Raw genomic sequence first — 24,074 nt, 5'->3', positions numbered from 1 at the left:
CGCGGGCGTCCCCTCACCGCAACGTGGGAAGGGGAGTTCTGGTTCATCGCCGTCCGGAGAGCGGGCCCGGCCGGACCGGTACCGAGATCACCCACTCGGTGAACCGCGGCGCGGGGTTGCTCGTAGAAGCGGTGACGGCCGGTCACACGAGAGCCCTTACCGGTCGTCAGCCCTGTCGGCTGTTGTGGCGGCAGCCGGCAGCCGGCAGGGCGCGGGGGGTGTTCGGGCGCCGAGCGCCGCCACCGTCAACGCTGTGCTCGCAGGCCCATCCCGTCAGGGCGACCGACCTCATACAGAAGGACATCGAAGAAATGCGCATCACCCGACCGACCAGGCCTGCCCGACTGCTCACCCTGCTCGGTGTCGCGGCAGTCGGCCTTTCCGTGACGGCCGCGGCCCTGCCCGGCCAGGGCGAGGCGTCGGCCCGTCACCAGGGGACCCGGCCGACGATCGTGCTGGAGCACGGAGCGTTCGCCGACGCCTCCAGCTGGGACGGGGTCGTCGAGCGGCTGCAGCGGGCCGGGTACCCGGTGGTGGCCGCCGCCAACCCGCTGCGCGGACCGGCCACCGACGCCGCCTACCTGCGCAGCGTCGTCGAGCACATCGACGGCCCGGTGATCCTGGTCGGCCATTCCTACGGCGGCACCGTCATCAGCCAGGCCGCCACGGGCCTGGAGGGCAAGGTCAAGGCTCTCGTCTACATCGCCGCGTTCCTGCCCGACACCGGCGAGAGCTCGCTGGGGCTGACGAACAAGTTCCCCGGCAGCACCCTCGGCCAGGTCGTCGCTCCGGTGAACTACGAGCTTCCCGGCGGAGCGTCGGGCGCTGACGTCTTCATCAAGCCGGACAAGTTCCACCAGCAGTTCGCCGCGGACGTTCCGGCGGACAAGGCGAGGCTCATGGCCACCGGGCAGCGTCCGATCGCCGCCGCCGCACTGGAGGAGAACTCCACCCGTGCCGCCTGGAAGACGATTCCCTCCTGGTCGCTGGTCACCACCGAGGACCGGAACATCCCCGTGGCGGCCCAGCGCTTCATGTCGGCCCGGGCGCACGCGCGTACGACTGAGATCGACGCCTCGCACGCTGTCTCCGTCTCACGTCCCGACGCCGTCGCCCGCATCGTGGAGAAGGCGGCCCGTACGGTCCGCTGACCGGCACCGGCCTTCCCGGCCACGTCACCAGTTCCTTATCGGGCAAAGGGTGAACCGCGCCCACCCCGTCACCGTTTCCAGGGTGACGAGGTGCCGGTGCCGGACACCTGCGGCCGGGCCGGTACGGACCGCCGATCGCACCCGAGCCACCACATACGCACCACAACCCCTATCGAAAGGCAGCAACCACCATGCCGTTCATCACCGTCGGCCAGGAGAACTCCACCACCATCGACCTCTACTACGAGGACCACGGCACCGGGCAGCCGGTCGTGCTGATCCACGGCTACCCGCTCGACGGCCACTCCTGGGAGAAGCAGGCCGCAGCCCTGCTGGAGGCCGGCTACCGGGTCATCACCTACGACCGGCGCGGATTCGGCCGCTCGAGCCAGCCCACCACCGGTTACGACTACGACACCTTCGCCGCCGACCTGAACACCGTCATGGAGACCCTCGACCTCCACGACGCCGTCCTCGTCGGGTTCTCCATGGGCACCGGCGAAGTCGGCCGCTACCTCGGCACCTACGGCTCCGCCCGGGTCGCCAAGGCTGCCTTCCTCGCCTCGCTGGAGCCCTTCCTGCTCAAGACCGACGACAACCCCGAGGGTGTCGACGGGAGCGTCTTCGAGGGCATCAAGCAGGCCGTCACCGCCGACCGGTACGCCTACTTCAGCGCGTTCTACCAGGACTTCTACAACCTGGACGAGAACCTCGGCACCCGGATCAGCGAGGAGGCCGTCCGCAACAGCTGGAACGTGGCCGCCGGCGCCTCCTGGTACGCCTCGCTGGCCTGCGTGTCCACGTGGACCACCGACTTCCGCACCGACATCCGGAAGATCGACGTGCCGGCCCTGATCCTGCACGGCACCGCCGACCGCATCTTGCCCATCGAGGCCACCGGCGAGCTCTTCCGCAAGGCGGTCCCGCAGGCCGACTACGTCGTCGTCGAGGGCGCCCCGCACGGCCTGCTGTGGACCCACGCCCAGGAGGTCACCGACGCACTCCTCGCCTTCCTGGCCAAGTAGGGGGCGGCGGCCTCTCATCGGCCGGACGGCGTCCCGCACGCGCCCCGTCACCGTTCGACGGTGACGGGGCGCCGTCTTGGGAGCCCACCGGAGCCCTATGCCGCGGGACTGCCACTCCCGGGAACCGGGAGCTTGTGGCCGTGACTGACGGCCGCCCTCTCCGGCACGGTGGGCGTGGGGTCCGCGTCCGTGTCCAGGGCGGTGAGCCGGTCACGGACCTGCTGGGCGCTGAGGGACATGGCTCGCGCGCCGGCGCCTTCGAGGGCTTGGACCCAGTCCGTCCGTGCGCCTTCCCGGTCGCCCTGGGCCAGCCGGGTGTCCCCGAGCCGCATCAGTGTGCCGATGGCGTTCCTGTGGTCGCCCAGTTCCTCGAACGCCTGCGTCGCCCGCTGGTAGGTGGCCACCGATTCCTCGTAACGGCCGAGCATGCGGAGGTTGTACCCCAGAATGTCCCAGGCCTGGGCCAGTTGCCACGGCGCGTCCATGCGCTGGAACAAGCCGATGCTCTCCTCGATGTACAGAAGGCCTTCTTCGAGCTGCCCCAGGTTGCAGCGGAACCAGGCGAGTTCGCCGAGACACTCGGCCAGCCACAACTCTTCGCCCGTCTCCCGGGACAGCTCCAGGCCCCGCACGGAGAACGTCACGGCCTCCTGAATCCGGCCGAACAGGAACAGTGCGCATGCCGTGACGTAGTGGGCTCGGGCCTGATCACCGGTCGCGCCGAGCTCTTCGAAGATCGTGGTGGCGAGTCGCAGGTGGTGCAGGGCTTGTTCCTGGTGGCCGAGATAGCCCTGCACGCCGCCGAGATGGCGTAGGCAACGGCCTTCTTCGAGCCGGTTGTTCTGGCGCCGGGCCACTTCGAGGGCCGGGGTCAGCGCGGTGATGGCTTCGGGCCAGAATTCCTGACGGTGGAGGTAGTCCTTGAGCGACCAGGCCAGCCCGGTGGTGTGGTGGTCCAGCTTCTGGCTGACGGCGGTGTGGAGCAGGCCGGTCAGCACCCGGTGTTCGGCGGCGAGCCATCGGGTCGCCTGCTTGACGGTGGTGAGGTTCTCCGGGGTGACGCCCGGGCCGGGTGCACCGAGGTCGAGCTCGGGCGTGGTGTCGTGTTTCAGGAGCTGGTTGGCCGCGTATGCGGTGAACAAGTAGTGGTCCAGGACCCGGAGCGTGGCGTGGTGGCGCTCGCCGGTGGTGTCGTGGGTGTGGGTCAGTTCGGTGGCGTAGCCGCGCAGGAGGTCGTGCAGGCCGTAGCGGCCGGGCAGCGGTTGTTCCACGAGGCAGGAGCCGACCAGGCCCGCGAGCGCACGGCGGGTTGCGGGGAGCGGGAGGCCGGCGAGGCTGGCGGCGGCGGGGGCGGTGATGTGGGGGCCGGGATGCAGGGCCAGCAGGCGCAGGAGCCGGGCTGTGGTCTCGTCCAGGGACCGGTAGGACCAGGAGAAGACGGCGCGTACGTCGGTGGTGGAGTCGAAGCCCGTGAACGCGTCGAGGCTGCCGTGAGTGTGCCGCAGGTCGTCGACGATGGCGTGAAGGGGGAAGGAGGGATCGAGTTCGGCGCGGGCGGCGACCACCGCCATGGCCAGGGGCAGCCGTCCGCACAGGCGGATGATGTCGGCCGTGGCGGCGGGCTCGGCGACCAGACGCGCGGTGCCCAGACGTCGCTCGAGGGCTTGGTGAGCCTCCGCCTGCGAGGGCAGAGGGAGAGCGAGGGGTTTGGCGCCGTCGGCGGCGATCAGGCCGGGAAGCTGGTTGCGGCTGGTGATCAGTGTGAGGCAGCCCGCTCCGCCGGGGAGCAGGGGGCGCACTTGTTGCTCGTCGCGGGCGTTGTCCAGGACGAGGAGGATCTGCCGGTCGGCCAGGAGGCTGCGGAAGAGCGTGCTGCGGCCGGCAGTGTCCTCGGGGATGCGCTGGGGAGGAACGCCGAGGGCGGTGAGGAAGCCGTGGAGGGCGTTGCCGGGTTCGACGGCGGGCGCGTGGGGGTGGAAACCGCACAGGTTGACGAAAAGCTGTCCGTCGGGGAAAGCGGAGGCGATGCGGTGGGCGTGGTGGACGGCGAAAGTGGTCTTGCCGACACCGGGAGCACCGCTGACGACGACGGCAGCGGCAGCACTCGTGCCGGGGCGGTCCGGTGCACCGCAAACGGCCGACAGCCATGCGCCCTCGGCCTCGCGCCCCGCGAACACCGCAAGGCTGCGCGGCAGTTGGGCCGGACGTACCCGGGGCGGCGACGTGGTCCCCGCGGAATGCGCAGCCGGGTGGCGCCTCGCATCGGACCGGTCGGGGGCATCGGCCGGTTCGTCGTCGTCGGCCGGGCGGACGGGCGCGGACGCCTCGCCCTCCACCGGTATCCCGGACGTGGTCGGCCCGACCGGGTCGCGCCCGTGTCCGGTATCCCCGCCGGAGACGGATGCCGCGCCGAACCTGGCCAGCTCATCGGCTGAGTGGAGGGGTGGCAGGTCGTGGTGGAGGATGCCGTGGTGCAGCGCGCGCAGGGACGGGCCGGGTTCGAGGCCGAGTTCGTCGGCGAGGTGCCGGCGCAGGTCGGTATAGCGCTGCAGCGCTTCGGGGTGCCGGCCGGCAAGGTACAGGGCACGGAGCAGCAGGGCCCAGCCGGTTTCCCGCAGGGGATGCTCCGTGGTCATCTCCTGTGCCGCGTCGAGGGCCTCGGTGATCCGTCCTCGCAGGAGCAGGGCGGTGGTGCGGATCTCGCGGGTGGACTGCCGCAGTTCTTCCAGGCGTGCCGCCTCGTTGACGGCGAACAGGTGGTGCGCGGCGTCGGCGAACGCGGTGCCGCGCCACATCTCCAGCGCCTTGCGGGTCTCCTCCAGCACGCCTTCGGGCCGGCCCTGGTCCATGAACCGGTGTGCCAGGGCAAGGGCACGCTCGAAGCGCACGGTGTCACGGCTCTCGGGCGGCACCCGCAGGGCGTAGCCCAGGGGTTCGGTGACCAGTACCTGGCAGGTGCCCTGTCGGCGCAGGTGCTGCGGTTCCAGGACCGCGCGTATCTTGCTGACGTGGGCGTGCAGGGAGCCCATCGCTCCGCCCGGCGTCCGTCCCGGCTGCTGCGGCCACAGTTCCTCGCACAGCGTCTGCGGAGCGACCGCTCGGCCCTCGCCCAGCAGCAGGCGGATCAGCAGCAGCCGCTGCCTGCGCCGGCCCGGATCGAGTATCGCGCCCGCCCGCCGTACCTCCAGCGGACCCAGCAGCCCGAAGTCGAGACCTTGCCCCGCAGTTGTCACCGCACCCACCCAGAATCCCGCTTGAGGCGAGGACCCCGTGGCCCGCTGCCCACATACCGGACAGGACATTAGCAGGATGTCACTCCGTGTGATCATTCGCGGTCGTCTCGAACCGCCGTCGCAGGGGCATCCGGACGGGCGCCCCTCGCCTTCGACGGCGCATGAACCGGCGTGCCCATCGTTCCGTTGACTGATCGAACGGTCGTCGTCAGGAGTGGGGAAGAGACATGGTCAACGTCGAGGGAACGAGCACCGCCCGGTTCGAACCGGTCCGAGCGGCGCTGGCGGCACACCTGGAGTCCGGCGAGGAGTTGGGGGCGTCGATCGCCGTCGACGTCGACGGAGTCATGGAAGTCGATCTGTGGGGTGGGCACGCCGATGAAGCGCGGACCGTTCCCTGGCACCAGGACACGTTGGTCAGCCTGTGGTCGACCACCAAGACCCTGAGCAGTCTGGCGGCCCTCGTCCTCGTCGACCGGGGGGCACTGGACCTCCACCGCCCGGTCGCGCACTACTGGCCCGAATTCGCTGCTCAGGGCAAGCAGGACATCGAGGTGCGGCACGTCCTGGCACACACCTCGGGGCTCTCCGGCTGGCAGCAGCCCTTCACCATGGACGATCTGTACCACTGGCCGACCGCGAGCGCCCGGCTGGCCGCGCAGGCGCCCTGGTGGGAGCCGGGCAGCGCCTCGGGCTATCACGTGCAGACTCAGGGACAGCTCGTGGGAGAGCTCGTCCGGCGGGTCAGCGGCCGTACCCTGACCGAGTTCGTCGACACGGAGATCGCCAAACCGTCGCAGGCCGACGTCCAGATCGGTGCGCGGCAGGCCGACTGGTCGCGCATCGCCGAGCTGGTGGCCCCGTCGCAGCTCTCCGGAATACCCGCCGGCCTCGATCCCGAGGGGATCTTCACCAAGACCTTGCTCGGAAGTCCCGCCAGGGATGAGCATGTCGACACTCCGCAGTGGCGCCGTGCCGAACTCGGCGCCGTCAACGGACACGGCAACGCACGCGGCATGGCCCGCGCCCTCTCCGTGATCTCACGACGCGGCCAGGTGAACGGCCTCCGGCTCCTCTCCGAGGAGACGGTGGAGAAGGTCCTCGAGGTACAGGCGGACGGAGTCGACCTGTTCCTGGGTGTTCCCGTGCGCTGGGGCATCGGCTTCGCGCTCGCCGATGCGAGGACGATGCCGCACATGCCCACCGGAAGGGTCTGCTTCTGGGTCGGCCGGGGCGGTTCGATCGTCATGATGGACCTCGACCGGCGCGTCACGTTCTCGTACACGATGAACCGGCTGGGCGACGGAATCCTCGGCTCGGAGCGCACCCACAGCTACATCAGGCATGTCTATGAAGTCCTGGACTCCACCGACTGAGGCCCGGCCGCTCCGAGAGCTCCGTGGGCGGAGACGTGCCCCACCGGTTCAGCTCGCGCGTCAGGGTGCGGTTCTCGGGCTGCGCCCCAGCGCAGTGCTGAGGTTCCAGCGGTCGTTGCGACGCCGCCAGTCGCCAGGAGTGCCGTTGCGCCGGAGGCGCGGCTGTCGAACCGAACGACCTGGACGTGAGCCGTCATGTTGCACGTCCCCGCCGGCGGCTGCTTCTGCAAGGGGGGAAGGGTCCCGATGTCCTCAGGGCGCCGGAGGGGGCAGGTTTCGTGCGGAGCCCGGCGTGGCTCCGCTCATCAGACCTTCTCGGCGGTCACGCGAGGGTGGTCGGTGGTCGGTGATGGACACGGTGATGTCCTCGGCGTCGGACGTCAGGATGGTGACGCGGCCTGGGCGGGCAAGGGCGATGGCGCAGAGCATGGCGTCGATGGCGTACTTGTGGCCGTGCAGCCCGGCCGTGCGCAGCAGGGCGGGGCTGACTGGGCCAGGGCCTGGGCGACCGGCTCGACGCGCAGCCGGAGAGCGTCCACTTCAGGGCGGGGTCGTTGCGCCACCTTCTCGAGGTACGCGGAGACCTTCCGCTTGCCGACCCGCTCGCGGATCGCCTGCCGAGTACCGGCGGTCAGGAAGACGGAAATGCCGTTACCGGGACCATCGCCGGGCGGTAAGCCGGCGTCGTCGCCAGCCATTTGCGTCTCGCATGCCGCTGACCTGCGGTTCTCTTTAACCTGTTTTCGACTTTACATGTTTGCGATGACCTACCATGTCGAGTGCGTCGCGATCCTTGAGCCGATCGCGAAGGGCGCTTGACCTGCGGTTTAGTTCTGCCGGCTCCGCATATGACTCGACGGGATCACTCTCTGTACTGAACGGCTGAATGGGATCCAGCTGCCGCTACGTCCGGCCCGATGGCCACGGGGAGATACCGTGGTCTCGGGCCGGACAACATGGCAGACTCCGCGCATTTGCGACGCCTGACAGGTCAGCCGCCGTTGCCGTCATCGGTCGCCCGCTTCCGGTGACGATCAGGGTCGTAGATCGCGGTGAGAAACGGCGTGATTCCCAGGGCACAGAAGCCGTACTCCAGTTGCTGGTACCACGCTCGTTCGCTCTCAAGCTCCTTGGACACCTGAGCGGGTACTTCACCGGGGTGGTCGCCGGTCGACACCATGACGACGAACGACGTGCCCTCGTCTGCCGGGTCAGACGGATTGGCGATCACCATGAAGTCCCAGGTTGCTGCGCCGGGGACGTCCGAGCCGGCATCCAGGCGCCGCAGCGGCTGTCTGAGCCAAGGCTCTTGTGTCCTCGGCCAGCTGACGTCTGGTGTCGCAACTGTCGAGCAGACCGGCCAGCGAGTGCAGTCTGCCCCGGACCCATGGCTTGAGGAAGCGATCAAGGGCACCCAGCGGGTAGGCGTCCTCGGCAGATTCAGCAACCAACAGCGCACCACGAGCCAAAGCCCGATATCTGTCTGCGAGATCCATCAGCTTCCCCACCCGAGACGACGATCACCTCTCACCGTATCGATCAACAAACCGACAGTGAAGGCTGATCGGACAGAACGCGACGGTCCGTTGGAGTGACCCGTTCCCGGCACCCTTGGTGGCAAGCTGCGTGCGGGGGTGACCGTGTCGGGAGCCGGCAGCTGTGAGGTGACGGTGGGGTGTCAGGTCTCCCGGTGCCCGCTCAAAACAGTTGGTCCTCGCCGCTGGTGTCCGCGATGACTGGCCGGAACCGGGCAGGGAGGCCGTCCAGGCGGTCAGGACCGGCCGCGGCGGCCACGGCAGGGGCCGTCTCGGCCAACCAGGCACGAAACCAGTCGGCGGCTTCGCGGTAGGGGACTCGCGCCAGGACACGGTGCTCGCCGGAGGGGCAGAAGTCGACGGCGACAGTGAGCAGGCAGGAACGGGGTGCGTTCTGACTGCCCGTCCAGGACACGCGCAGGACACCGCAGGGCTTGCGTCCGCGGGGGGCGCGGTGGGTCGGGCGCAGCGATCGGCAGGCTATGTGGGCGGTCCATGCGGCGAGGTGCGGCAGGGGCAGGGTGGTGCGTGCGCGGCAGCCGGGGCAGCGGTGCCAGTGGCGGAGCCAGTCGTCGGTGTCGGTGTCGAAGAGGCGTGTGTAGCGGTTCGCCACGCGGATGTCGTTGCTGTACAGGTGGTCGGGGCGTTCCTGTGTGTTGCAGGACTGGCAGACGGGCGCGCGGACGTAGCCGTGTTCGTGGCAGTGATCGAGCACGGTGGCGGGCGCAGTGCGGCAGACGGCGCACGCCCACCCAGCCCCCCTGCGGGAGGTACCGGGCTTCCTGCTGAGCACCGAATACCGCTGGCCTTCCAGCTCTTTGTCATACGGACGCAGAGAGGCGGTGGGGCTCTCGGGGCTCGGCGTCTGCCGACCGCCGACGTGTCGGGCCTGCCGGGGGTGGGAGGGCGGCTCGGTGACGGCTGCGCTTGCCTGGCGGGTCCGCGCGGCTCGCACCCACTGCGTTTCGGCGTGCTCGGCCGCGTCCAGCAGCCTGACCACAGCGCGCGGCAGCCACCACGTGTGCTGCGTCCCGTCGCGAGTCTGCTCCACGAGCATCTGTCGCCAGTCGATCCCCGCCAGATGGTACGGCCGGCCGACTTCACGTCGTGCTGCCCGCTCGGGGCCGCCCAGCTCCTGAAGTTCCCCCGTGATGCGCTGGCGCCAACGCAGCGGCGCTTCCTCGTTGCGCTCCTGCCTCGGCGCCCCACGAAACGGACCGATGCGGACCAGGTCCTGCCGATCCATCCCCACCGCGTTCAGTTCCGCGGCCGCCCGGCACACCTCAACCTCCGGAACGCTCCACTGACCGCCGCTCGCCCTCACCGTCGCCACCACATCACCGCCGAGCAGGACGTACCCCACCTGGGCACGGGCAGGAGAGCAGGTGAACGCCCCAGAAGCCGTCGGCACAGCACTGTCGGCCGTCAAATCGACCCACAGAGCGTCCGCGGCGACCAGGGTGATCAGGCCGTCCGGACGACCGGGAATGACGCGCTCTGACATACCGACAGGCTAACGGCCTGCAACGCGGCAACGGGTCCCAAGCGCCTCGGTCGGCCCGGGCCGCCGCCCGCAACTCCATATTCCTGAGCATCTGGTTCGTCGCGCCGAGGTCAGCGCCTCCCGTGCCCGTAGCCGAACCTCCAGAACGTCAAGTACCGGGCAAACCGCCCTCGCACATCAGCCGTCCCCGAGCCCGGACGAATGGGCAACAGAGTCCCGCGGCGAGCCAAAGCGGCAGGACAGCGTCACCGGCAGATCCTCGAAGGACACTGCAGGAGACCTACAGGACCACCACCGACACCGAGACCGCTCGGACGAGTTACAGCAATGCCCCCAACTCCCCGTCAGGCCGGACCGGTCGAGTGGGGGAACCCGGCCGACCCGGACACCGGGCGGGTCACGGCCGTCGAGGGCTTACCGCAAGCGCTTCATCTACCAACTCACGCGGGAGGGAGAGGTCGTCGAGCCGGCTCCGGCCGCGTATGACGAAGCGTTGGGGCGGGGTGCGCTGCAGGCCGTCGCCTGCACGACACCGTCAGCGGCTGCGTGCCCTCCTCCTGCCGGCGGCGTCGCAGCACACGGCATCACGGTCCCGGTGTCGCCGTGGTCTGTTCGTCGGTCAGGCGGGCCCGCCAGCCGCTGACGTAGTCATGGGGCATGGAGGCCAAGCGGGCGATCTCCACGTCGTCGCGCCCGTCGGCCCAGGCCAGGATCCGCGTGACCGTGCGGTTCCGCGCGGCACGGAAGTCCTTGAGCATGGTTTCAAGCCGTTCGACCTCCTCGCCTTCGCGGACGAGTTGTCGGTCGACGGCGGCGCGCTCATCGGCGCGCAACTGCCGCAGGTAGGCGGACAGGCCCGTCAGGACCAGCGCCTCCTCGTGCGCGGCGTTCTGGAAACCTTCGGCCACGGCCGCCAGTACGCAGTCCGGCGCGTCGGCGAGAGTGGCTCCGAGGGGTTTGGCCGCCTCCCAGGTGCTCTTGCCGGCCTCTGTGGTCTCCAGCCAGATGCGGGCCTCCATCGGTGTACGGTCGCCGCACGCCTGCGCGCGGTAGGCGTAGAGGGCGGCGCGGTGGCCGTAGAAGGTGTAGCCGTCCTCAATCTGCCGGTCGGCGGCGCGGCACATCCGCCCCGGTACACCGCCGTAGCCCGAGACGGGCCGGTAGTCGGCGTAAGCGTCCAGCTCCGCGTCGGTGGCCACGCCCCAGGACGGGTCGCACAGGTCGGGGTTCGCCGCGAGGAACGCGCTGACCTCGACGCGCCGGGCGGGGGCCGGGGTCATCCCAAGCCTGGGCCAGACGACCGCTCCGGGCGGGTCGAAGGTGGGGGTGGCGGCCTGCTCGATGTCGTTCCAGGCGGTGGCGGCCTCGGCCGACCACTCCAGTTCGCCCTCCGGCCCGGTCCGGTGCATCGAGTCCACGAGCCGCTGCACGGCGGGCAGTATGTTCAGCGCGAGCGCATACAACTCCTCGGCGGTGAAGAAGCGCCAGGAGTAGCCGCTCTGTTCGTCGTGGTCCAGGTGGGTCAGCAGCTGCACCAGAACTCCGGGGGCCGGGAGCGTCCCGTCGCCGAGCGCCCTGCGCGGGATGCCGGGGAGCCGGCTGTCGAGGTGCTCGCGCGAAGCCCGCCAGTCGACGTCGCCGAACCAGACCGCGCCGCTGCCCGCGTCGACCGCCAGCCACTGGTGGTATCCCACTCCCGGGCCGTACCGCTCCTCCTGCTGCTCGGCGTCCTCGTCGTGCCAGACGTACTCGGCGGGGGGCGGATTCAGTTCAACGGCCATGAAGCCGTCCTCGGGGCGGTAGCCGGTGAGGATGTAGGCCGTCCTCGGCGCGCTGTCGGCGGCGGTCATGAGGGGTTTCCTCTCGGTGGAACAGCATCCGCCGCAAACCGTAGTGCGGCCGCCGCTGATTAGTTTAACTTTCAGCCATTACGCCTGGCAGTCGGACGCACCGGAGGCCCCGGGCCCATGTGGTCTACGCGCGTGCCGACGGACATCAGGTTGGCCGTATTTCATGCGATCTCCACGATCCGTTCACCTCTGGCTGCAGCGCCTGCCGCACGCGCGGTGGGAGGACCGCCGCGTGGTGCCACACGCCGCCACACGCCCCGCCTCGTCCTCGTACCCCCGCCTCGTCCTCGTACCCCCGCCTCGTCCTCGTGCCCGCGCTGCGCGAGGAACCCGAAGTGCCGGTGCCCGCCGGTCGGAAACCCGGCCGCGTGAAAGCGGAGTTCCTCGCTCGCCGTCGTGCCCGCACCGCGCACCGAGCCGCCGGTGAGAATCGGTTATGCCAGGACGTCGAGGGGCCGCCAGGAGCCGGCGAGCCGGCTCAAGGCCTCGCCCTGCTCCGGGCGGAGTGCCACAAGATCACCCATGAGCGGAGAGCACGCGCATCGAGGTCCGGCCCGAGCCGGGGAAGGGGCTCGCGCCGGCCCGCGAGTTCAAGGAGGCCGCGCCCGAAACGCCGGGCCCTCGGCGAAGCCGGGCAGTCGGCCGTGGACGACGACCTGCGGCTCCGGCCCGAGCCCGTCCGCATCCGCCGGCCCGCTCAGCCCGAAGAGATCGGCCTGTGGCAACGGCTGGGCTCCGGCCCCACCCGAACACCACAGGCACCCCCGTGGATGACGTCGCGACCGTACGCGCGCAGGGGTGCGCGAAGGTGTACAAGGTTGTTGCGGTGGGCGAAGTCGGCGACGGTGAACTGCCGCAAGGGTCCGGAGTGGGCCTCGACGGGTTGGCCAGGACGCGTAGGCCGGGGTGGAGCACAGCTCGCCGCGGCTCTTCCTGGACCGGCGCCGGAGCTGCTCGCCCGTGTGGGGGAGCGGTTGCCAGGACGCAGACCGGGACGCCGTCCGGGCGGGGCGCGTGGATCGACCCGATCGCGGCCGGGTTGTTCGCGGCACTCTTCTCGCGGTGGTCGACGCCTGCGGTGATGGCCGGCCGAGACCGGTCGGGCGGGTGGTGGCCGTCCGGACGCCCCGGCCACGGCCGGAACTCGAAGGCTCCTGTGGCGGAAGTGCTCACGCGGGCGGCTACGGAACCGGGCATTCCCCGGTTCCGTAGCTCCCATCAGGCGGCTCCCATCAGGCGGCTCCCGTCAGGCGGCGACCAGCTCCGGTCCGGCGACGGGGGAGCCGGGGGCCGCCGGGGCGGCGGGCTTCCGCATCCCCTTCAGCACGACCACCACCGCCGCGGTGACCGCCGTGCCCGCCGCGACCGCGATCAGGTACAGCAACGGGCTGCCGATCAGCGGGAGCACCCAGATTCCGCCGTGAGGGGCCCGCAGGGTGGAGCCGAAGGCCATCACCAGGCCGCCGGCGGTCATGCTGCCGACGATGTTGGCCGGGATGACCCGCAGCGGGTCGGCCGCCGCGAACGGGATCGCACCTTCGGTGATGAACGACGCGCCGAGCACCCAGGCAGCCTTGCCGTTCTCCCGCTCCTCGGCGGTGAACAGCCGACGCCGGACGACGGTCGCCAAGGCCATGCCCAGCGGCGGGGTCATACCGGCGGCCATCACGGCGGCCATCACCTTGAGACTGCCGGAGTCCGGGGTGGTACCCGCGGCGGTGAGCGCACCGGCGGCGAAGGTGTAGGCGACCTTGTTGAGAGGACCGCCCATGTCGAAGGCCATCATCGCGCCGAGCAGCGTGCCGAGCAGGATCGCGTTGGAGCCGGAGAGGCCGTTCAGCCAGTCGGTCAGGCCGTGCATGGCCGAGGCGATCGGTGAGCCGGCCACCACGAACATCACGAAGCCGACCACCCCCACCGACAGCAGCGGGATCACCACCACCGGCATGATGCCCTTGATCGCCTGCGGCACGTTCCACCGGATCATCCACAGCACCAGGAAGCCCGCGATCAGACCTGACACGATGCCGCCGAGGAAGCCCGCGCCGACTGCCACCGAGACGGCACCGCCGGCTATGCCGGCGGCCAGTGCTGCCCGGTCCGCGATCGCCCAGGCGATGTATCCGGAGAGGATCGGGACCAGGAAGCCGAAGGAGGCCTTGCCGGTCTGGAACAGCATCGCCGCCCAGCTGTGCGACGAGGTCCATTCGAAGTGGCCCAGTACGGACGGGGCGGAGGCGATCTGGTAGCCGCCGATCGCGAAGGCGAGGGCGATCAGCAGACCACCGGCCGCGACGAACGGGATCATGTAACTGACGCCCGTCATCAGGTACGTGCGCAGTCGCTGGGCCCAGTGCTCGCCCGCCGGCGCGCTCGGTGCCGCGACCGGTGCGGCGGCGGCACGTGCGCCGCTGCCGGTCTCGGTGACCATCCTGGCGGCCCGGGAGATCAGGTCGTCGGCGCGGTTGACGGCGGCCTTCACGCCCACGTCCACGGTCGGCTTGCCGGCGAAGCGGGCGCGGTCCCGGACCTCGACGTCATGGGCGAAGATCACCGCATCGGCGGCTGCGATCATCTCGGGGGCCAGCGGCGTCGTCCCGGCCGAGCCCTGGGTCTCGACCTGGATCTGCGCACCCGCCCGGGCGGCGGCCAGTTCCAGGGCCTTGGCGGCCATGTAGGTGTGGGCGATGCCGGTCGGGCAGGATGTCACCGCGACCAGCCGCAGCCCACCGCCGGGGGCGGCCGTCTCCGGAGCGGCGGCCGGCGCCTCCTCTCCGTTGATCCGGGCCGCGACCGCGTTCGGGCTCTCGGCATCGCGCAGGGCGCCGGTGAAAGCGGGGTCCATCAGCCGGCGGGCCAGCGCGGCGAGGATCTGCAGATGGGTGTCGTCCGCACCGGCCGGTGCCGCGATCAGGAAGATCAGGTCGGCGGGCCGTCCGTCCGGGGCGTCGAAGTCCACCCCCCTCGCGCTGCGGCCGAAGGCCAGGCTCGGCTGCGTGACATGGGGTGATCTGCAGTGTGGAATGCCGATTCCCTCACCCATCCCGGTCGGGGCCTGGGCCTCGCGGGCGGCGACATCGGCGAGGAAGCCGTCGAGGTCGGTGACCCGGCCCTCGGCGACCAGCCGCTGGGCGAGGGCGCGGAGAGCTTCGCTCTTGTCCTCGGGGGCGAGATGCAGATCAACGAGTGCGGGTGTGATCAGTCCGCTGGTGTCGCTCATCGTGTCGATCCTTCAACTGGTGGCTGACAGTGTTCTCTTGCCCCCGGGGTCGCCCTTCCGTCCCACACGGTCGGGCGTGGTGCCTCCGGCAGGGATGCCGGACGTTCGCCTGCGAGTGCCCGCTCGGCCGCTGTGGTCGCAGCCGCGCCGGTGTCGCGCTCGGCGTTCGTCCGTCGGCGTCCCTCCCTCAGGAGGCCGTTCTCAACCGCGAAGCGGTCGTTCGAGCGGGATGTCCGCCGTAACGAGCACCGCGGCCGGGTCCAGATCGGCCGGGGTCGGCATGACGCTCCCCGGCAGTTGTACGGCGGCGGCGCCGTGCGCCAGGGCCGCCGCGAGTGCCCCGGGGCCGGTACCACCGGCTCCGAGGAAGCCTGCGAGTGAGGCGTCGCCCGCTCCCACGTCGCTGCGGACGGCCGCGACCGGTGCGCTGCCGTACCAGCTGCCCTCCTCGGCGATCAGCAGCATCCCGTCCGCACCGAGGCTGGTGAGGACCTGCTGGGCGCCGCGCTTGCGCAGCTCCCCGGCCGCGTCCACGGCGTCGCCGACGGTGACGACCGGGCGGCCCACGGCCTCCGCGAGTTCCTCCCGGTTGGGTTTGACCACGTCGGGGCGGGCCGAGAGCGCGGCGAGCAGTGCGGGCCCGGAGGTGTCCAGGGCGATCCGGGTGCCACCCGAGTGCACCTGCGCGACCAACTCGGCGTACCACTCGGGTACCAGTCCGCGCGGCAGGCTGCCGCAGCAGGCCAGCCAGCCGATGTCGTTCCCGGTGCAGTCGACGCGGACGAGCGCCAGCAGGGCGGCCGACTCGGCGGCGCTGAGCTCGGGACCCACCGAGTTGATCTTGGTGAGGCCGCCGCCGTCCTCGGCGATCGAGACGTTGATCCGGGTGTCGCCCGAGATCGCGACTGCCGCGACCTCGATGCCCTGGCGGCGCAGCAGATCGGAGAGCAGCTGCCCGGAGAAGCCGCCCAGTGGCAGGACGGCACGGGTGCGGTGGCCGGCGGCCGTGAGCGCACGGGAGACGTTGACGCCCTTGCCGCCCGGGTCCAGCCGGTCGTGCGCGGCCCGGTTCACCTCGCCCAGGGCGAGCGTTGCCAGCTCGTAGGTGCGGTCGAGGCTGGGGTTCGGGGTGATGGTGACGATCATGCGCGGATGACTTCCGGTCCGTGGTTCTCGATCTCGGCGGCCTGCACGTCGGTCAGTCCGGTGTCCGTGACCAGGACGTCGACCTGCTCCAGCGAGCCGAACCGGGCGAAATGGCGGGCGCCGAACTTGGAGGAATCGGCCACCAGGACCACCCGTCCGGCACCGGTGAGCATGGCCCGTTTGACGGCCGCCTCGGCGAGGTCCGGCGTCGAAAGACCGCCCTCCGGGGAGAAGCCGTTGGTGGCGATCACCGCGACGTCCGCGTGGATGTCGGCCAGGTCGCGCAGGGCCCAGGCGTCGACGGCGGCATGGGTGCGGTGGCGCAGCCGCCCTCCGATGAGGTGGAGGGCGAGCCCGGGATGGTCGGCCAGCCGGGCTGCGACCGGGAGAGCGTTGGTGACGACGGTGAGGGCGCAGTCGGCGGGGAGCAGGCCGGCCAACCGGGAGACCGTCGTCCCCGCGTCCAGGATCACGCTGCCCTCGCTCGGGAGCAGGGCCAGGGCCGCCCTGGCGATGCGTTCCTTCTCGGCGCCGGCCGTGGAGTCCCGTTCGGCCAGGCCGGGCTCCAGGTGCAGTGCGCCGACGGGCAGTGCGCCGCCGTGCACCCGGTGCAGCAGACCGGCCCGGTCGAGGGCGCTCAGGTCACGGCGGACGGTCTCCTGCGTGACGCCGAAGTCCTCGGCCAGCGTCGGCACGTCCACCCTGCCCTGCTCTTGGGCGAGGCGGAGGATGCGTTGCTGCCGCTCGGGTGCATACATGTGGGATTGGGTCCGTTTCATGTCTGTTTACGCCTGGTGAAGCCCGACCATACGCGCTCCGGACGAAAAAGCAACACGTCGTCCAGTCTGCCTTCGCAGCCCCTTGACCTTGCCCGAATGTGTTGACATCCCTCGCCGACCGGGCGTAAAACCAATCGAAACAACACGCTAACGGGCGTGAAACCACGCACCGCCCGGTCTCCGCGACTGCCCCCGTACGCGAAGACCGGGCACGAACCACGAGGGCCGCGCTTCACCCTCTGCGCGGGCCGCCGTGCCCGACTCTCCCGCCGACCCGGTTCCCACCCGGGTCGGCGATCGTCTCCCCAAGGAATTCCCATGCACTCGATCCAGGTCACCGTCGGCTCCGAGAGCGGCCTGCACGCCCGCCCGGCGTCACTGTTCGTCCAGGCCGCCGCCCGGCAGCCGGCCAAGGTCACCATCGGCCGCCCGGGCCAGGCCCCGGTCGACGCCCGCAGCCTGCTGTCCGTCCTCGCCCTGGCCGCCGGCAGCGGCGAGACCCTGGAGCTCACCGCCTCCGGCGACCGGGCCCAGGACTCGCTGAAGGCGCTGGCCGCCCTGCTCGCCTCCGACCTCGACGCAGCGGCATGAGTGATCTGATACGCGGGATCGGCGTCGGCACCGGCAGTGCGGCAGGGCCTGTCGCCCGGATGGCACCCGTACCCACGCTGCCCGCCCCGAGGGCCGTCGCAGACCCGGCGGCCGAGGCGGCGGCGGTCCGCGCCGCCCTCGGTGCGGTCGTCACCGGCCTGCACGAGCGCGCCGCCCGCGTGAGCGGCACCGGCTCCGAGGTGCTCGCGGCCCAGGCCATGATGGCCGCCGACCCGGTCCTCGCCGACCGGGCCGCCGCCCTCGCAGAGCAGGGCACCGACGGCGCCCACGCGCTCGCCACCGCCTTCGACGGCTTCCGCGCCGCGCTGGTCGCCGCCGGCGGGTACTTCGCGGAACGCGCCGCCGACTTGGACGACCTGCGCGACCGCGCGGTGGCGTACCTGCTCGGCCTGCCCGTGCCCGGCCCGCCCGACCCCGGGCACCCGTACGTCCTGGTCGCCGACGACCTGGCGCCCGCCGACACCGCGCTGCTCGACCCCGAGCGGGTGCTGGCCCTCGTCACCGTCCGCGGCGGGCCGACCAGTCACACGGCCATCCTCGCCAAGGCGCTCGGTCTGCCCGCCGTCGTCGGCTGCACCGCCGCCGCGGAACTGGAGGACGGCCGGCAGGTCCTGGTGCACGGCGCGGACGGTGTGATCGAGCCCGACCCGAGTCCGGAGGCGGTCGAGCGGGCCGCCGAGCGGGAGCGCCGTCGCCGCGAGCTACTGGCCGGGTTCCAGGGACCGGGCCGGACCGCCGACGGCCACCCGGTCTCACTGCTGGTCAACCTCGGTGCGCCGCACGAGCTGGCCGGTGCGGCTGCCGCCGACGCCGAGGGCGTGGGCCTGTTCCGCACCGAATTCCTCTTCCTGGACCGCACCGAGGCACCGGGCCGTGCCGAACAGGCCACCGCCTACCGGCAGGTCTTCTCGGCCTTCGCCGGGCGCCGGGTGGTCGTCCGCACGCTGGACGCGGGCGCGGACAAGCCGCTGCCCTTCGCCACCTCCGCCGACGAGGAGAACCCGGCCCTGGGCGTCCGCGGCCTGCGGACGGCCGCCCGGGATCCGCAGCTCCTGGAGACCCAGCTCGCCGCGATCGCCGAGGCCGCCCAGGACAGCACCGCGCAGGTCTGGGTGATGGCCCCCATGGTGTCGATACCGCGAGAGGCCGCCGCATTCGCCTCCCGGGTCCGTGCGCACGGCCTGCCGGTGGCCGGGGCGATGATCGAGGTCCCGGCCGCAGCCCTGCGGACCGACCGGCTGGCCGAGGTCTGCGACTTCTTCAGCATCGGCACCAATGACCTGGCCCAGTACACCTTCGCGGCCGACCGGACGCTCGGCTCCCTCGCCGAGCTGCTCGACCCGTGGCAGCCCGCCCTGCTCGCGCTGGTCGCCACCGCCGCTGCATCGGCGGCTGAGCACGGCCGTCCGATCGGCGTGTGCGGCGAGGCCGCCGCCGACCCGGCACTAGCCCTGGTGCTGGTCGGTCTCGGGATCACCAGCCTGTCCGCCGCGCCCGCCTTGCTCCCCGAGGTGCGGGCCGCCCTGGCCACACACACCCTCACCGAGTGCCGCGAACTCGCCGAGCTGGCCCTGCTCGCAGACGACGCCGACGACGCCCGCCGCAAGGTCCGGTCGAGCACCGCGGGACGCTGATCCACTCCATCGGGGCGCCGGGTCGGTGCGGACCCGGCGCCCACGGACGTTCTGGGCCTCGCTCGCTCCCGTCCGTCATGACGACCGTCGAGCTCGGGAACACCGGCCGGTGGCGGACCGCCCCACACGACGCTCGGTCGCCGCGAAGGCCGGCCCCCGTCGCGCAGTGAGGAGCAGCGCCGGAGTCGCGCGCTGCCGCACCGGTGTTCCGGTGCGGGCCGCTCTGCCGCCGGCACGTGCGGTGCGGGGCCGGGAAGCCGCGGCAGCCCCGTCGTCAGGCCACCGCCGTGCCGGTTCCCGCGATCACCTCGGGCCTCAGCAGCGCGGCGAGCCTCTCGGCCGGCAGCAGGCCCTTCTCCAGGACGAGCTCGGCCACGCCACGGCCGCTGGCGAGGGCTTCCTTGGCGATGTCGGTGGCGGCGGTGTACCCGATGTGCGGGTTCAGCGCGGTCACCAGGCCGATGGAGTTCTCGACGGTGGCGCGCAGCACCTCGGTGTTGGCGGTGATGCCGCCCACGCAGCGCCCGGCGAGGGTGAGGCAGGCCGCGCGCAGGTGGGTGATGGACTCCGACAGCGAGTGCAGGATGACCGGCTCGAAGGCGTTGAGCTGGAGCTGCCCCGCCTCGGCGGCCATGGTGATGGCGACGTCGTTGCCGATCACCTCGAAGGCGACCTGGTTGACGACCTCGGGGATCACCGGGTTGACCTTGCCGGGCATGATGCTCGAACCCGCCTGCACCGGCGGCAGGTTGATCTCGCCGAAGCCCGCGCGCGGCCCGGAGGACAGCAGACGCAGGTCGTTGCAGGTCTTGGACAGTTTGACGGCGACGCGCTTGAGTACACCGGACATCTGGACGAACGCGCCGCAGTCCTGGGTGGCTTCGACCAGGTTGGCCGCGGTGACCAGGGGCAGCCCGGTGATGTCGGCAAGGTGGCGGCGAGCCGATTCGGCATATCCGGCGGGGGCGTTGAGACCCGTGCCGATCGCGGTCGCGCCGAGGTTGATCTCAAGGATCAGCTCGACGGCCTCAGCGAGCCGGCTGCGGTCCTCGTCGACCATGACGGCGAAGGCGGAGAACTCCTGCCCGAGCGTCATCGGCACGGCGTCCTGCAACTGGGTGCGGCCCATCTTCAGAACGTCGCGGAACTCGACGGCCTTGCGGGCGAACGCGTCCTGGAGGACGGCCATGGCGCCGAGCAGGCCGCGCACCGCCAAGACGGTCGCGATCCGCACGGCGGTCGGGTAGACGTCGTTGGTGGACTGGCCGAGGTTGACGTCCTCGTTGGGGTGCAGGTGCCGGTACTCGCCCCTGGCACGGCCCAGCAGCTCCAGCGCCCGGTTGGCGATGACCTCGTTGGCGTTCATGTTGGTCGAGGTGCCAGCTCCGCCCTGGATGACGTCGACGACGAACTGGTCGTGCAGCTTGCCGCCGCGGATCTCCTGGCAGGCTGTGACGATCGCGGCGGCCTTGGCGGGCTCCAGCAGGCCGAGTTCCTCGTTGGCGAGGGCGGCGGCCTCCTTGACGGCGGCGAGGGCGTCGATCAGGTGCGGGTAGGCGGAGATGGGCGTGCCCGTGATGGGGAAGTTCTCGGTGGCGCGCAGGGTGTGGACGCCCCAGTAGGCGTCGGCGGGGACCTCGCGGTCTCCGAGCAGGTCGTGTTCGCTGCGGGTGGCGGCGGTCATGGGTGTGCGGGCCTCTTCCTGAGGTGGATGGGGTCAGGGCTGTGGAGCTGGTCCGGTCAGGCGGTGGCGAAGGCGGTCGGGTCCAGCGCCGCAACCGGCCGGATCCTGCCAACGGGCCGGCCGCCGCCGGTCATCGGCTCGCCCTCGAACCCGGCGAGCAGCCGCGGGTCGACACCCGCCCGGGCCAGGGCGGCGGCGGCCACCGGGACGCGCGCCCGGTTCGCCCCGTCGGCGATCTTCACTGCGACGGCCCGGCCGTCGGGCAGTGCGGCGATCTGGACGCCCTCGAAGCCGTCCTTGGCGAGCAGCCCGGGCACCGCGCGCATCAGCTCGGCCACGTCCCGCCCGGTGCCGGAGGCCATCTCCGGGTGGCCGCGCAGCGCGTCCGCCACCCGGCGCTCGGCCGTGCCCGGCGCCGCCGCGGCGATGCGGGCGGCGGCGCGGGCGAGGCCGTGCAGGGACACCGAGAACAGCGGGGACCCGCAGCCGTCGACGGTGACGTTCGCGATGCGCCGGCCGGTGAGTTCCTCGACGACCTCGGCGATCGCCGTCTGGAGCGGGTGGGCCGGATCGAGGTAGGTCTCCAGGGGCCAGCCGTTGAGTGTGCAGACGTACAGCATCGCGGCGTGTTTGCCGGAGCAGTTCTGGGCGAGCCGGGAGGGCGGGCGTCCCTCGCGCACCCAGGCGTCCCGGAGCGCCGGGCCGTACGGCAGGTCCGGGATGTTGCGCAGGTCGTCCTCGGAGACGCCGGCCAGTTCGAGGATCCGCCGGGTGCCGGCGAGGTGCCGTTCCTCGCCGGAGTGGCTGCCCGTCGCGAGGGAGAGAAGCTCGCCGTCGAGCGGCAGCCCGGCCCGTACCAAGGCGACGGCCTGGACGGGCTTGAGGGCCGACCGCGGGTAGCAGGCCGCGTCGATGTCGCCGATGCGGAAGCGGACCGCGCCGTCGCCACCGAGGACGACGACGGAACCGTAGTGGATGCCCTCGACCATGCCGCCTCGGGTGACATGGGCGACGGGTGAATACAGGGGCTCACGTAGCGCGGGCGCGTCCGCGAGGAGGCTTCTGTGCATCACTGCCTCGTTCGGTGGTGGGTTGCTGCTGACCGGAGTTCGGGGCACGCGGCGGCCTCGCTGAAGGCGTGCCCGGCCCCACGGATCGTGGCGGTGGTAGCCCCGCTCAGCCGTCGGTCGTGCCGGCGGCGCGCGCGACGCGGCCCCGGATCGCGTACCAGCCGGCGACCAGCGCTGCGGCGATCAGCGGCACGCACAGCACGGTGGTGCGGGCCGCCCCGCCGTCGGCGTACATGAGGACCAGGACGGAGGCGAGGAAGGCCAGAGTCACGAGTTCGGTCCACGGGGAGCCGGGCAAGCGGTAGCCGGGGCGGATCAGTTCGCCGTCGCGGGTCTTCCGCCAGAAGAGGAGGTGGCAGACCATGATCATGCCCCAGGTCGCGAGGATGCCGATCGCCGCGAGGTTGAGCACGATCTCGAACGCATCGGCCGGGACCACGAAGTTGAGGCCGACGCCGAGGACGCACATGCCACTGGTGAGCAATATGCCGCCGTACGGCACCTGCGTGCGGCTCATCCGGGCGGTGAACCGCGGGGCGGAACCGTTGACGGCCATCGAGCGCAGGATGCGGCCGGTGGAGTAGAGGCCGGAGTTGAGCGAGGACATGGCCGCGGTGAGGACGACCAGGTTCATCACGTCGCCGGCCGCCGGAACGCCGATGTGGGACAGCACGGTCACGAACGGGCTCTGGCCGGTGCTGTACTTGTTCCACGGCATCAGCATCGACAGGAGGACGACCGAGCCGACGTAGAAGAGGCCCACGCGCCACATGATCGAGTTGATCGCCTTCGGCATGATCTTCTCGGGGTTCTCGGTCTCCCCGGCCGTGATGCCGACCAGTTCGACGGAGGCGTAGGCGAAGACGACGCCCTGGACGACCAGCAGCATGGGCAGCAGGCCGTTGGGGAAGATCCCGCCGTTGTCGGTGATCAGGGACGGACCGGGCACGGCGCCGTCGACGGGGTGCCGGGTGACCAGCAGGAAGATCCCGATGCCCATGAAGACCACCAACGCGCTGACCTTGACGATGGCGAACCAGAACTCCAGTTCGCCGAAGATCCGCACCGAGATGAGGTTCACGGTGAGGACCACGGCCAGGGCTATGAGCGCGATCACCCACTGCGGGACGTCGGAGAACAGACGCCAGTAATGGGTGTACGTGGCGACGGCGGTGATGTCGGCGATGCCGGTGGTCGCCCAGTTGAGGAAGTACATCCAGCCTGCGGTGTAGGCGCCCTTCTCCCCCAGGAACTCCCGGGCGTACGAGACGAAGGCGCCGGAGGACGGCCGGTACAGGACGAGCTCGCCGAGCGCGCGCACGACGAGGAACGCGAAGGCCCCGCAGACGGCGTACGCGACGAACAGTGAGGGCCCGGCGTTGGCGAGGCGTCCGCCCGCGCCGAGGAAGAGCCCGGTGCCGATGGCCCCGCCGATGGCGATCATGTTGACGTGCCGGGCTTTCAAGGACTTGCTGTAGCCGGTGTCCCCGGCATCGACGTGACGGGTCGTGGGGCGTTTCTCGTCTCTGAGGAACTGCTCGCTCACGCCTCGGGTCCGCCTTCCATGGGGGTGTCCGTGCGCTTGGGGCGCACGATGTCGGTGAGGGTCGTTTCGACCCGGAGGAGGTGGTGGGACATGGCCTCTACCGCGTCGTGCTCGGAACCGTCGATCAGCGCCTCGACGATCGCCCGGTGCTCGCAGTTGGACTGCTCGCGCCGACCACCCAGCTCGTTGAGGAAGGTCGACTGACGCGCCAGTGCGTCACGGATCTCCTCGATGACCCGACGGAAGACCGGGTTGCGGGAAGCCTCGGCCACCGCCAGGTGGAAGACGGTGTCCATGGCGACCCACGCGGTGGTGTCGGTCTCCTGCTCCATCCGGTCGAGCAGGTGGGCCAGGTGGTCCAGGTCCTCCGGGGTGCGGCGCAGCGCGGCGTACCCGGCGACCGGGATCTCGACGTGCTGGCGCACCTCCAGCAGGTCGCTGGCGGCGTAGTCACCGAAGGTGGGTTCCTCGACCGTGTTCGCCACGACGAAGGTGCCCTTTCCGGTCTTGGAGACGGTCAGGCCCATGGCCTGAAGGGCCCGGAGCGCCTCCCGCAGCACGGGCCGGCTGACCTCGAGGGTCCGGCACAGCTCCGCTTCGGACGGAAGCTTGTCGCCCACGGCGTACTGACCGCGCTCAATGGCGCTGCGCAGGTGGCCGAAGACCGCTTCCATCGCGCTGACGCGCCGCGGGACCCCACCACCTGTCT

At 71.2% G+C, this 24,074-nt stretch carries 16 protein-coding genes and 1 pseudogene; 5 read left to right on the top strand and 12 right to left on the bottom strand.

Going from position 1 to position 24,074, the window contains the following annotated elements:
• Nucleotides 1-311 precede the first annotated feature (311 nt).
• Both ACFCZ1_RS15760 and ACFCZ1_RS15755 read left to right on the top strand, forming a co-directional pair.
• Nucleotides 312-1,151 (top strand): alpha/beta fold hydrolase, encoded by an 840-nt coding sequence (locus ACFCZ1_RS15760; protein WP_376678837.1) that lies wholly within the window; start codon nt 312-314, stop codon nt 1,149-1,151.
• 191 nt (nt 1,152-1,342) lie between these two features.
• Nucleotides 1,343-2,176 (top strand): alpha/beta fold hydrolase, encoded by an 834-nt coding sequence (locus ACFCZ1_RS15755; protein ID WP_376678836.1) that lies wholly within the window; start codon nt 1,343-1,345, stop codon nt 2,174-2,176.
• Between the two features lie 95 nt (nt 2,177-2,271).
• On the opposite strand, the gene ACFCZ1_RS15750 is transcribed toward ACFCZ1_RS15755, so the two are convergent.
• Complete coding sequence (locus tag ACFCZ1_RS15750) at nt 2,272-5,409, bottom strand: BTAD domain-containing putative transcriptional regulator (protein ID WP_376678835.1); 3,138 nt, start codon at nt 5,407-5,409, stop codon at nt 2,272-2,274.
• 227 nt (nt 5,410-5,636) lie between these two features.
• On the opposite strand from ACFCZ1_RS15750, the gene ACFCZ1_RS15745 reads away from it, so the two are divergent.
• Nucleotides 5,637-6,785 carry a serine hydrolase domain-containing protein gene (locus tag ACFCZ1_RS15745; protein ID WP_376678834.1) on the top strand — a complete coding sequence of 383 codons (1,149 nt, stop codon included), beginning with the start codon at nt 5,637-5,639 and terminating at the stop codon, nt 6,783-6,785.
• Between the two features lie 305 nt (nt 6,786-7,090).
• Here ACFCZ1_RS15745 and ACFCZ1_RS15740 read toward each other — a convergent pair.
• The 7 genes and pseudogenes from ACFCZ1_RS15740 to ACFCZ1_RS15710 all read right to left on the bottom strand — a co-directional run.
• Nucleotides 7,091-7,341, bottom strand: a pseudogene (locus ACFCZ1_RS15740) (DNA-binding protein); the annotation flags it as partial.
• A 435-nt stretch (nt 7,342-7,776) separates the two neighbouring features.
• A complete protein-coding gene (locus ACFCZ1_RS15735) occupies nt 7,777-8,019 on the bottom strand; it encodes a hypothetical protein (RefSeq protein WP_376678833.1) in 243 nt (80 codons plus the stop codon).
• A 464-nt stretch (nt 8,020-8,483) separates the two neighbouring features.
• On the bottom strand, nt 8,484-9,824 hold the full coding sequence (locus ACFCZ1_RS15730) for an endonuclease domain-containing protein (protein WP_376678832.1): 1,341 nt from the start codon (nt 9,822-9,824) through the stop codon (nt 8,484-8,486).
• Between the two features lie 584 nt (nt 9,825-10,408).
• Nucleotides 10,409-11,674: a hypothetical protein gene (locus ACFCZ1_RS15725; protein ID WP_376678831.1), complete on the bottom strand. Its 1,266-nt coding sequence runs from the start codon at nt 11,672-11,674 to the stop codon at nt 10,409-10,411.
• Nucleotides 11,675-12,920: 1,246 nt separating this feature from the next.
• Entirely contained in the window at nt 12,921-14,894 is a 1,974-nt protein-coding gene (locus tag ACFCZ1_RS15720; protein WP_376678830.1) for a fructose-specific PTS transporter subunit EIIC, read from the bottom strand.
• A gap of 201 nt (nt 14,895-15,095) precedes the next feature.
• On the bottom strand, nt 15,096-16,040 hold the full coding sequence (gene pfkB / locus ACFCZ1_RS15715) for a 1-phosphofructokinase (protein ID WP_376678829.1): 945 nt from the start codon (nt 16,038-16,040) through the stop codon (nt 15,096-15,098).
• A complete protein-coding gene (locus ACFCZ1_RS15710; protein WP_376678828.1) occupies nt 16,037-16,798 on the bottom strand; it encodes a DeoR/GlpR family DNA-binding transcription regulator in 762 nt (253 codons plus the stop codon). The genes pfkB and ACFCZ1_RS15710 overlap by 4 nt, the downstream gene beginning before the upstream one ends.
• A gap of 339 nt (nt 16,799-17,137) precedes the next feature.
• Between ACFCZ1_RS15710 and ACFCZ1_RS15705 the strand changes: the two genes are divergently transcribed.
• Entirely contained in the window at nt 17,138-17,410 is a 273-nt protein-coding gene (locus tag ACFCZ1_RS15705; protein WP_079423928.1) for an HPr family phosphocarrier protein, read from the top strand.
• Nucleotides 17,407-19,065: a phosphoenolpyruvate--protein phosphotransferase gene (ptsP, locus tag ACFCZ1_RS15700; protein WP_376678827.1), complete on the top strand. Its 1,659-nt coding sequence runs from the start codon at nt 17,407-17,409 to the stop codon at nt 19,063-19,065. Before ACFCZ1_RS15705 ends, ptsP begins: the two co-directional genes overlap by 4 nt.
• 274 nt (nt 19,066-19,339) lie before the next feature.
• On the opposite strand, the gene aspA is transcribed toward ptsP, so the two are convergent.
• From aspA to ACFCZ1_RS15680, 4 genes are all read right to left on the bottom strand, one after another.
• Nucleotides 19,340-20,749, bottom strand: a complete 1,410-nt coding sequence (aspA, locus tag ACFCZ1_RS15695; RefSeq protein ID WP_376678826.1) for an aspartate ammonia-lyase — start codon at nt 20,747-20,749, stop codon at nt 19,340-19,342.
• 56 nt (nt 20,750-20,805) lie between these two features.
• Nucleotides 20,806-21,819, bottom strand: a complete 1,014-nt coding sequence (locus ACFCZ1_RS15690) for an asparaginase (protein WP_376678825.1) — start codon at nt 21,817-21,819, stop codon at nt 20,806-20,808.
• A 106-nt stretch (nt 21,820-21,925) separates the two neighbouring features.
• Entirely contained in the window at nt 21,926-23,365 is a 1,440-nt protein-coding gene (locus ACFCZ1_RS15685) for an amino acid permease (protein ID WP_376678824.1), read from the bottom strand.
• Nucleotides 23,362-24,039, bottom strand: a complete 678-nt coding sequence (locus tag ACFCZ1_RS15680; protein WP_356868616.1) for a FadR/GntR family transcriptional regulator — start codon at nt 24,037-24,039, stop codon at nt 23,362-23,364. Before ACFCZ1_RS15680 ends, ACFCZ1_RS15685 begins: the two co-directional genes overlap by 4 nt.
• Nucleotides 24,040-24,074: the final 35 nt, after the last annotated feature.

The organism is Streptomyces sp. NPDC056224, assembly GCF_042267665.1.
Taxonomy (GTDB): domain Bacteria; phylum Actinomycetota; class Actinomycetes; order Streptomycetales; family Streptomycetaceae; genus Streptomyces.
Note: the sequence above shows the minus strand (reverse complement) of the source record. Positions and strands in the feature narration are given on the sequence as shown.

Coding starts and splice junctions, on each gene's coding strand:
- ACFCZ1_RS15760 (WP_376678837.1), top strand. CDS start 312: ATGCGCATCACCCGACCGACCAGGCCTGCCCGACTGCTCACCCTGCTC.
- ACFCZ1_RS15755 (WP_376678836.1), top strand. CDS start 1,343: ATGCCGTTCATCACCGTCGGCCAGGAGAACTCCACCACCATCGACCTC.
- ACFCZ1_RS15745 (WP_376678834.1), top strand. CDS start 5,637: ATGGTCAACGTCGAGGGAACGAGCACCGCCCGGTTCGAACCGGTCCGA.
- ACFCZ1_RS15735 (WP_376678833.1), bottom strand. CDS start 8,019: ATGGTGATCGCCAATCCGTCTGACCCGGCAGACGAGGGCACGTCGTTC.
- ACFCZ1_RS15730 (WP_376678832.1), bottom strand. CDS start 9,824: ATGTCAGAGCGCGTCATTCCCGGTCGTCCGGACGGCCTGATCACCCTG.
- ACFCZ1_RS15725 (WP_376678831.1), bottom strand. CDS start 11,674: ATGACCGCCGCCGACAGCGCGCCGAGGACGGCCTACATCCTCACCGGC.
- ACFCZ1_RS15720 (WP_376678830.1), bottom strand. CDS start 14,894: ATGAGCGACACCAGCGGACTGATCACACCCGCACTCGTTGATCTGCAT.
- pfkB (WP_376678829.1), bottom strand. CDS start 16,040: ATGATCGTCACCATCACCCCGAACCCCAGCCTCGACCGCACCTACGAG.
- ACFCZ1_RS15710 (WP_376678828.1), bottom strand. CDS start 16,798: ATGTATGCACCCGAGCGGCAGCAACGCATCCTCCGCCTCGCCCAAGAG.
- ACFCZ1_RS15705 (WP_079423928.1), top strand. CDS start 17,138: ATGCACTCGATCCAGGTCACCGTCGGCTCCGAGAGCGGCCTGCACGCC.
- ptsP (WP_376678827.1), top strand. CDS start 17,407: ATGAGTGATCTGATACGCGGGATCGGCGTCGGCACCGGCAGTGCGGCA.
- aspA (WP_376678826.1), bottom strand. CDS start 20,749: ATGACCGCCGCCACCCGCAGCGAACACGACCTGCTCGGAGACCGCGAG.
- ACFCZ1_RS15690 (WP_376678825.1), bottom strand. CDS start 21,819: ATGCACAGAAGCCTCCTCGCGGACGCGCCCGCGCTACGTGAGCCCCTG.
- ACFCZ1_RS15680 (WP_356868616.1), bottom strand. CDS start 24,039: ATGGAAGCGGTCTTCGGCCACCTGCGCAGCGCCATTGAGCGCGGTCAG.